The 7,427-nt window shown below is 64.3% G+C and carries 9 protein-coding genes; 3 read left to right on the forward strand and 6 right to left on the reverse strand.

The genetic code is table 11. The features are described from left to right. Positions 1–1,419 precede the first annotated feature (1,419 nt). The 6 genes from RCH15_RS17655 to RCH15_RS17680 form a co-directional block, all read right to left on the reverse strand. Complete coding sequence (locus RCH15_RS17655; RefSeq protein ID WP_326961953.1) at positions 1,420–1,869, reverse strand: copper resistance CopC family protein; 450 nt, start codon at positions 1,867–1,869, stop codon at positions 1,420–1,422. Between the two features lie 106 nt (positions 1,870–1,975). Beyond that, the gene (locus tag RCH15_RS17660) at positions 1,976–2,665 is read right to left on the reverse strand and encodes a DsbA family protein (RefSeq protein ID WP_326961954.1); all 690 of its coding nucleotides are present in this window, start codon (positions 2,663–2,665) and stop codon (positions 1,976–1,978) included. Next, a complete protein-coding gene (locus tag RCH15_RS17665) occupies positions 2,665–3,582 on the reverse strand; it encodes a cation diffusion facilitator family transporter (RefSeq protein WP_326961955.1) in 918 nt (305 codons plus the stop codon). The genes RCH15_RS17660 and RCH15_RS17665 overlap by 1 nt, the downstream gene beginning before the upstream one ends. A gap of 49 nt (positions 3,583–3,631) precedes the next feature. Then, positions 3,632–3,946 (reverse strand): hypothetical protein, encoded by a 315-nt coding sequence (locus RCH15_RS17670; RefSeq protein WP_326961956.1) that lies wholly within the window; start codon positions 3,944–3,946, stop codon positions 3,632–3,634. A gap of 3 nt (positions 3,947–3,949) precedes the next feature. Continuing rightward, complete coding sequence (locus RCH15_RS17675) at positions 3,950–4,714, reverse strand: cation diffusion facilitator family transporter (protein ID WP_326961957.1); 765 nt, start codon at positions 4,712–4,714, stop codon at positions 3,950–3,952. Further along, positions 4,711–5,037 (reverse strand): ArsR/SmtB family transcription factor, encoded by a 327-nt coding sequence (locus RCH15_RS17680; protein ID WP_326961958.1) that lies wholly within the window; start codon positions 5,035–5,037, stop codon positions 4,711–4,713. The genes RCH15_RS17675 and RCH15_RS17680 overlap by 4 nt, the downstream gene beginning before the upstream one ends. Before the next feature lie 202 nt (positions 5,038–5,239). On the opposite strand from RCH15_RS17680, the gene RCH15_RS17685 reads away from it, so the two are divergent. From RCH15_RS17685 to RCH15_RS17695, 3 genes are all read left to right on the forward strand, one after another. Then, positions 5,240–6,469, forward strand: coding sequence for an MFS transporter (locus tag RCH15_RS17685; protein ID WP_326961959.1), 1,230 nt, complete (start codon positions 5,240–5,242; stop codon positions 6,467–6,469). A gap of 4 nt (positions 6,470–6,473) precedes the next feature. Next, positions 6,474–6,833, forward strand: a complete 360-nt coding sequence (locus RCH15_RS17690) for an ArsR/SmtB family transcription factor (RefSeq protein WP_326961960.1) — start codon at positions 6,474–6,476, stop codon at positions 6,831–6,833. 257 nt (positions 6,834–7,090) lie between these two features. Further along, a complete protein-coding gene (locus RCH15_RS17695; RefSeq protein WP_326961961.1) occupies positions 7,091–7,363 on the forward strand; it encodes a hypothetical protein in 273 nt (90 codons plus the stop codon). Positions 7,364–7,427: the final 64 nt, after the last annotated feature.

Genomic DNA, 7,427 nt, shown 5'->3' on the forward strand with positions numbered 1-7,427 from the left:
TCTCAAGGTTCGGCGAGGCATCACGACGCGAAGCTCCGGTCAACCACTATTTGACCGGAGCTTCCCCAATGAGGCGGGCACCGTTGTGTCGCCTGCAGCTGCATCACACCTGGGGAACGCCTAACCGGCGATATGTTAGGTCCCAAACCTGCCATACCCCACCCGGGATGGGCATAGGCGGCCTGAATGGAGGAAGCCATCCAGTGAGGATTTAAGCCGCGGCTGTATCTGCCCCACGCCCTGAGGTGCCTACTGATGAGAGATAGCTCAGCGAGTTCAAGATCTGCTCCGGATCGATTGCCATGTCATGCCGTTCCCGCCGCATTCCTGCATGAGCAGGTATCTGGGCGGAAATCCCGGACCGCACGCAAGCCTCAGGTCGATTAAAAGAATAATCAGCAAGTCACGTCGTATGCGGCCCCAGCCACCATGAAGTAGTGAACGCGAAAACCCGACGGAAGGACTAACGAGGATGAACACCCATAAGGGACCCTGCAGGGCGGCACGCGGTCCGCCTTAGAGAGCCGCTCCCCTGCACAACCGAATAGGCCGTTCCGGGACCCCACACACCCGGAACATCAGATCAGAGGCGAGAGTGTGCACAATGTGCACACGAAAAAACACATAAAAGGCCGCTGAACTGCGGAAACACTGTGCCCGAGGTGGGACTCGAACCGGGTTCCAGCCCTTGCAAACACTGGACTCCCGCCGAAACATACGGAATCCGGCCCAGTCCGGCACCGGTACGGCCCAGTCCGACGCCGAATGTGTGGACACTGTCCACGCCCCCATTTTCCCCACAAAGGCCTCCCCCCAAACTGCCGCACCCGCATGGACAGGGTGCGGTGCTTCTTTGCCCTGAAAGACCTGACCTGCTGGTGAATTTTAATCTCGGCTGCAAGGGGCTTCTGCACGCGCTCGGTACGGACGTCCGGGCACGCCCGCACGTCGCATTGAGTCTCCAGGCTCTGCATACCGAATCCACCTCCCTTCATCCCTTCATGGTCCGATCTGCCCCTGGCCGCATGACCGGTTCCCTCGTTTTTGCCGAATCGAGCAGGTGCAATTCCGGCGCTGGAGACGCACTGCCCATGGTGTGCAGAAATTGGCGATCACTTCGTATGTGAGTTGCACTGGACCGCCATCCAATACGCACCCCGCTGTCGTGACAGCTTTGTCCAAGTGGGCCATCAGGTCTGCTTTTGTCACGGCCGGCAGCTGTTCCGCAGGGGCATCGTGCAGGCCGGCGTGATGGCGCCGGTAGAACTCGGAGCCAGCGTAGGCTGCGTGGCGCAGCTCCCGCGAGGCTTGGTCCTGATGAGCCGTGATCCGGGCCGCGTCCCGGTGGTCCCGTCTCCGCCATACGGCCCGCAGGAACAGCACCCGGGAGATGAGGCGGAGGTCCATGGCGGCGGTGGCTTAGCGGTTCCCGGCCGGGGCCAGCGGCCGGTAAGGGGTGGTCGTTTGTCCGGCCGGAGTCTGGACGGTGAAGGTGTAGTTTCCCTCGATCGGGTGCCCGTCGGAGGAGACCGTCCGCCACAGCACCTTATAGGTTCCGGGGTCTCCCCCGGCAAGCTTGGTCGACAGCGTCGGGCCGGGGACGGTCACGGTGCCGTCACCGACGGTCTTGCCGGCGCCGTCGGTGACGGTGATGATGCTGAAGTTCGGGTTCTTGGAGTCGGCCAGCGGCTCGGACAGTGTCAGGGACACGGATTCCGGGGTGTGGATGAGCACTGCGTCCGAGGCCGGGCTGGTTGCTGAGAGCGAGTCGTGCGCCAGGGCCGGGGAGGCGGCCGTGGCAACGGGGATCAGGATCGCCGCGATGGCTGCCAGGCGGAGGCGGGTCTTGAAAGAGAATCGTGCGCGCATAGGGTGTTGTTCTTTCACGAAAGAGGTGGGACTGGGCTGCAGATCCGCATCACAGGTACCGGCTCTTGCAGGTCGGCTCGGGCTGCCGCTTGGCCGGGAACGACGCCTACTTGGCGGCGTCGGTGAGTTTCTGCCGGAAGTCCGCCTCGGTACTGAGTGTCAGTTTTCTGCCATCGAGGAAGAAGGTCGGAGTACCGGTCACTCCGAGCGCTTTGCCGTCGGCGACGTCTTTACGGATCCGGTCAATAGTTTTTTCGTCCGCCACGGCCGCGTCGTACTTGGCCAAGTCCAGGCCCAGTTCCTGCGCGTAGGTTCTGAATAGAGGTGCCTGGGAGTCCTGCTTTTCGCCCCATTGCGGCTGGGTGTCGAACATTTTGGTGTACATCTGCTCGTACTTGCCCTGCTGCGCGGCGGCTTCCACGGCCAGGGCCGCCGTTCCGGAGTTCCGGTGACCGGGAAGCGGGAAATAGCGGGTGACGAAGGTGATCCGGTCACCGAATTCCTTCTTCAGGTCCTCCACGAGCGGCTGCGCTGCCAGACAGGATTCACATTCGAAGTCCAGGAACTCGACCAGTTGGGCTTTCTCCGTCACGGGCGCGGTAACGCGGTGGCTGTCCTCGCGGACCAGCTGCGCGTCGGCGACCGGTTGGGGCGGGGGTTGGGCGACTTTGGTGGCGGTGAAGACGGCGTACCAGATCAGGCCGGCGGCAACGATGACGCCCAGGAGGATCCAGAGGACCAAGCGGATCTTTTTGGCCGGGTCCGGTGGTGCGGGGGCTGTCGTGGTTTGTGTCATCAGTGGTGGATGCTTTCCTGGTCGCGATGGGCGGCTGGTTCGATCTGGAAGGTGGAGTGTTCGACGCTGACGTCGAAGTGCTCGGCCACGCATTTCTGCAGGTCAGCCAGGAGGGCGGCAGCGTGGCCGTCGGTCATGCAGGTATCTTCGACGGTGACGTGGGCGGAAAGGACAGCTGTGCCCGAGGCGACCAGGGACGCGTGCAGGTCATGGACGTCGATGACGTGCGGCACGGCAAGGATTTGCTCGCGAACCTGGGCCATGTCCAAGCCTTGGGGGGCATTTTCCATCAGCACGTTCACGGTGTCCCGGAGCAGCTTCAGCGTGCGGGGGATGATCAGGACGCCGATCAGGATGGACACGACGGCGTCGGCCTGGACCCATCCGGTGAAGGCGATGATGATGGCGGCCACGATGACGGCGACGGAGCCGAGGGCGTCGTTGAGCACCTCCAGGAAGGCGGCCTTCATGTTGAAGTTATGGTTCCGGCCCGAGGCCAGAACGATCAGCCCGACGGCGTTGCCGGCCAGGCCGATGATGCCGAACCACAGCATCGTTGACCCGCCGACTTCGGGGGGCTCGATCAGGCGGCGGATGCCCTCGATGATGACGAAGCCGCAGACGCCCAGCAGCAGGGCAGTCTGCCCGGCCGCGGCGATGATCTCTGCGCGCTTGTACCCCCACGTCCGTTTGGCCGTGGCCGGTTTCAGGGCCAGTGAGGCGGCGATCAGGGCGATCAGCAGCCCGGTCGAGTCCGTGAACATGTGGCCGGCATCGGCCAGAAGCGCCAGGCTGCCGGTGAGAACCGAGCCGACGATCTCCGCGACCATCACGGTGAAGGTGATGGCGAACACTAGAATCAATTTGCGCCGATTGCCCGCCGCGGCCGTGCCGTGGTCGTGGTCGTGACCGCTCATGGGTGTGTCTCCGGGGTGTGTGGGTCGGTGGGATGGCGGCGCTGAGAGGTCACTTTTGGGAATCTAGGCTGCGGATCGCTGCGCGCAGGGACTCGAGGACGGGCAGTCCCGCCACATCGCGCCCGGTGTCGTAGAGGCGGCAGCTCAGGGCCGGGGCGGTTTCCGCCGGAAACAGGTCGCCCCCGTTCGCGGTGAAGGAGAGCGAACCGTGGAACCGGAGGTCTTCGGCCTCGGTATCCGAGACCACCTCACGCACGCTCAGGGGTTCCTTGTCCTTTCCTTCTGCGGCAAGAACCTCCCGGAACAGCTCCAAAGCCGGATCGCTGTTTGGGCAGCCCGGGATTGTGCGTAGTTCAAAGTCCATGGGTCAGGAGTTCCCGCGGCCCAGGTCCGGGCCGAGAGTCACGACTGTCAGTTCTGGAACGTGAGCACAGCCCTCGCAGCAGCTGTCGGCGGGCGTTGCCGCCGGGGCCGTAGCTGCGGCGCCGTTCGCCTCGGCGGCGTGCGGGACGGTGCAGCACACGTCGCCTCTCCACGCGCTGATGCCTTCGCGGACGGCGATCACGGCGATGACCAGTGCCGCGCCGGCGTCGGCCCACCACCAGCCCAGCATGCTGTTCAATACCAGCCCGAGCAGCAGTACGGCGGAGAGGTAGGTGCAGAGCAGTGTCTGTTTGGAGTCCGCAACGGCGGTCCGGGATCCGAGCTCCCGTCCGGCGCGGCGCTGCAGCCAGGACAGCACAGGCATGATGGCCAGGCTCAGTGCCGCGATGATGATGCCCGGTGTGGAGTGCTGCGCTTCGCGGCCGCCCGCCAGTGAGGTCACGGAGTCGAAGGTGACGAAGGCGGCGAGGGCGAAGAAGGAGATCGCGATGAGCCGCAAGGTCAGGTGCTCGCGCCGTTCCGGGTCCTTGCTGGCGAACTGCCAGGACAGTGCGACGGCGGAAGCAACCTCGATCACCGAGTCCAGTCCGAAACCGATCAGGGCTGAGGAGTCGGCCACTCCGCCCGCCCACAGCGCGACTACCGCCTCGATAACGTTGTAGCTGATGGTCGCGGCAGCGAAAAGCCGGATCCGGCGGCTCAGAACGGCGCGCCGGACCGGGGCGGGCGCGAGCTGGGAGGTACTCATACCAGACACGTCCCGTCCGGCGCGCAGCAGTCCGGGTCCACCGCCAGCACGACGCCGAGCAGGTCACCGATCGCATGGCCCAGCCGGGCATCGGCGAGCTCGTACCGCGTCCGCCGTCCGTCCGGAACAGCCACGACGAGGCCGCAGCCGCGAAGACACGTCAAGTGGTTGGAGATGCTCTGCCGGGACACGCCCAGGGAATCAGCCAAATCCGACGGGTAAGCGGGCGCTTCCGCCAAGACCAAGAGAATCCGGGCGCGGGTGTGGTCAGAGACTGCGTAGCCGAACCGCGCCAGCACCGGAGCATGCGTGAGCGTTTCCATACCTTCAAAGTACAGCGCCCGATGTATTCAAGCAATTCTGTATCACGACACCGTTCACCCGATCTCGCCATGGGAACGAGCCCTCACCGTGCATTGCGGCCCGGATTGTGCGCCGTTTCCGACCAGAGGGGACGTCCACTAATCTAATAAGTGCGCATGTACGCACCTGTTGATGCATCTGTGATGGTCCCGAGGAGTCATTTTGATTGAAGTTCTGGCCGTTCCGGCCTACCGAAAGCTGCTTTCGGCCCAGGTCGTGGCCCTGCTGGGCACCGGGCTGCTGACGGTTGCGCTGGGTCTGCTGGCTTTTGATTTGGCCGGTGGGCAGGCCGGTGCGGTTCTGGGGACGGCACTGACGATCAAGATGCTCGCCTATGTGTTCGTTGCTCCGTTGATGGCGGCGCTCGTGGAGCGGCTGCCGAAAAAGGCGGTACTGGTCGGGGCGGACCTGATCCGCGCCGGTATCGCATTGATGCTGCCACTGGTGGACCAGGCGTGGCAGATCTATGTCCTGGTGTTCTTGCTGCAGAGCGCCTCGGCTACGTTTACCCCGGCGTTCCAGTCCCTGATTCCGGTCATCCTCCCTGATGAGCGCCAGTACACCCGGGCCCTTTCCCTCTCGCGTTTGGCGTACGACCTGGAGTCGTTGGTCAGCCCCGCCCTGGCCGCAGCGCTGCTGGCCGTGCTGTCCTTCCATGATCTGTTCCTCGGGACCGTAGCCGGGTTCCTGCTCTCCGCAGCCCTCGTGGTCACCACCCGTCTTCCTGCGGCGCCGGTTGCGAAGCAGGAAGGGACGTTGTGGCACCGGACTACCCTGGGCACACGGATCTTTGCCCGCCTTCCTGAACTTCGGGCCCTGATGGCCCTGAATCTTGCGGTCGCTGCCGCGACCGCCCTGGTGCTGGTGAACACCGTCGTCTACGCCCGAGATATGTTCGGCGGTTCCAACGCCGACGTCGCGGTCGCCCTGGCCTGCTTCGGTGCGGGGTCGATGCTCGTCGCGCTGACCGCCCCCAGGATCCTGGACCGGGTGTCGGACCGGGTCCTCATGCGTGCCGGCGCGGTGCTGCTCTCCGCCGGCCTGGCCGGGGCGTTCGCCCTGCTGGCCGTGCCGGGGACCTGGCCGGTATTGCTGGGCCTGTGGGTGGTACTTGGGGCCGGGACCTCGATGATCAACACCCCCTCAGCCCGTCTCCTGCGCCGGGCGGCAACCGACAGCACCCGCTCCTACATCTTCACCGCCCAGTTCTCCCTCTCCCACGCCTGTTTCATCATCACTTACCCGATAGCGGGCTGGGTTGGTGCCACGGCAGGCCAGCCGGTGGCAGCCGCCGTTCTGGCCGTCGTAGCTACAATCAGTACACTTGCCGCGTTCCGATTCTGGCCCGCAGGAACAAGGACCGGCCCCGTACCGGAGACCATGAAAGGCTGAGCCGGTGGAAAACGCACAACCCCTTCCGGCCGCCAGCCTTCACCACCCCGCCGCGCCGGATTCCCGCCGACTGGACGCGGCCACAGCCACGTTCCGGATGCTTTCGGACACCACCCGATTACACCTGCTTTGGCTCCTGGCCCAGGAACCCTCCGACGTCGGCACGCTGGTGGAGCAGACCGGAGCCTCCCGCACCTCGGTCAGCCAACATTTGGCCAAACTGCGCTTCAGCGGCCTCGTCACCACCCAAAAGGACAGCCGCCGAGTCATTTATAGCCTCACGGACGGGCACCTGACCCGTTTAATAAACGAAGGCCTGAACCATGCCGACCATAAAGTCACCGGCGAACCCACCCACGACTGACCGGCAACGGGTCCAGCGCTGTCCCCCGCATACCCCAACCCTCATCGGCAGAGCTAAAACATGCAGCAGGCGACTACCCAAACTGACAGCTCCCCCACTATTCCGGATCCGCGGAATCCTGACTGCCCTGGAGGTTGCCCCCAAGACAACGCAGGCTGCTGAGCCGGGACGCCGGAAGCAAAATCAGGATGCGCCCGTGCTTCTGTCGCCGGGCACTGATACGGTCTGCCGATGGATGAACCCCCGCAGTTCAGCATGTGTTGAATGTTGAGGATCTTTCCGGACGTCCCGGGTTCGACGAACAGTTCTTGGGTGTCCCGGTTGGCATTCCGGCCGTGGACGGCGTCGAGTCCGTCCTGCTCCCCTACACCCACTTTTCCGTCCTCATGCGGCTGGACAAGCGCCTTGCCGCTGTCACCGCTCTTGGCATGGACGGCACAAAACTGATCGATCTGGACCGGTCAGGGATCCCATGGAAATTGGACCCCGGCTGCGCGTGTGTTAACGCCAACCCAAAACAGGGCCATTAGTGCCATTTGAAAACAGGGCCACTTGTTGTTCGTTCTATTGTGCCGTACCGGCGGCGGGTTGGTG

Source organism: Arthrobacter sp. MP_M4 (assembly GCF_035984855.1).
GTDB lineage: Bacteria > Actinomycetota > Actinomycetes > Actinomycetales > Micrococcaceae > Arthrobacter.

Coding starts and splice junctions, on each gene's coding strand:
- RCH15_RS17665 (WP_326961955.1), bottom strand. CDS start 3,582: ATGAGCGGTCACGACCACGACCACGGCACGGCCGCGGCGGGCAATCGG.
- RCH15_RS17655 (WP_326961953.1), bottom strand. CDS start 1,869: ATGCGCGCACGATTCTCTTTCAAGACCCGCCTCCGCCTGGCAGCCATC.
- RCH15_RS17680 (WP_326961958.1), bottom strand. CDS start 5,037: ATGGAAACGCTCACGCATGCTCCGGTGCTGGCGCGGTTCGGCTACGCA.
- RCH15_RS17675 (WP_326961957.1), bottom strand. CDS start 4,714: ATGAGTACCTCCCAGCTCGCGCCCGCCCCGGTCCGGCGCGCCGTTCTG.
- RCH15_RS17670 (WP_326961956.1), bottom strand. CDS start 3,946: ATGGACTTTGAACTACGCACAATCCCGGGCTGCCCAAACAGCGATCCG.
- RCH15_RS17660 (WP_326961954.1), bottom strand. CDS start 2,665: ATGACACAAACCACGACAGCCCCCGCACCACCGGACCCGGCCAAAAAG.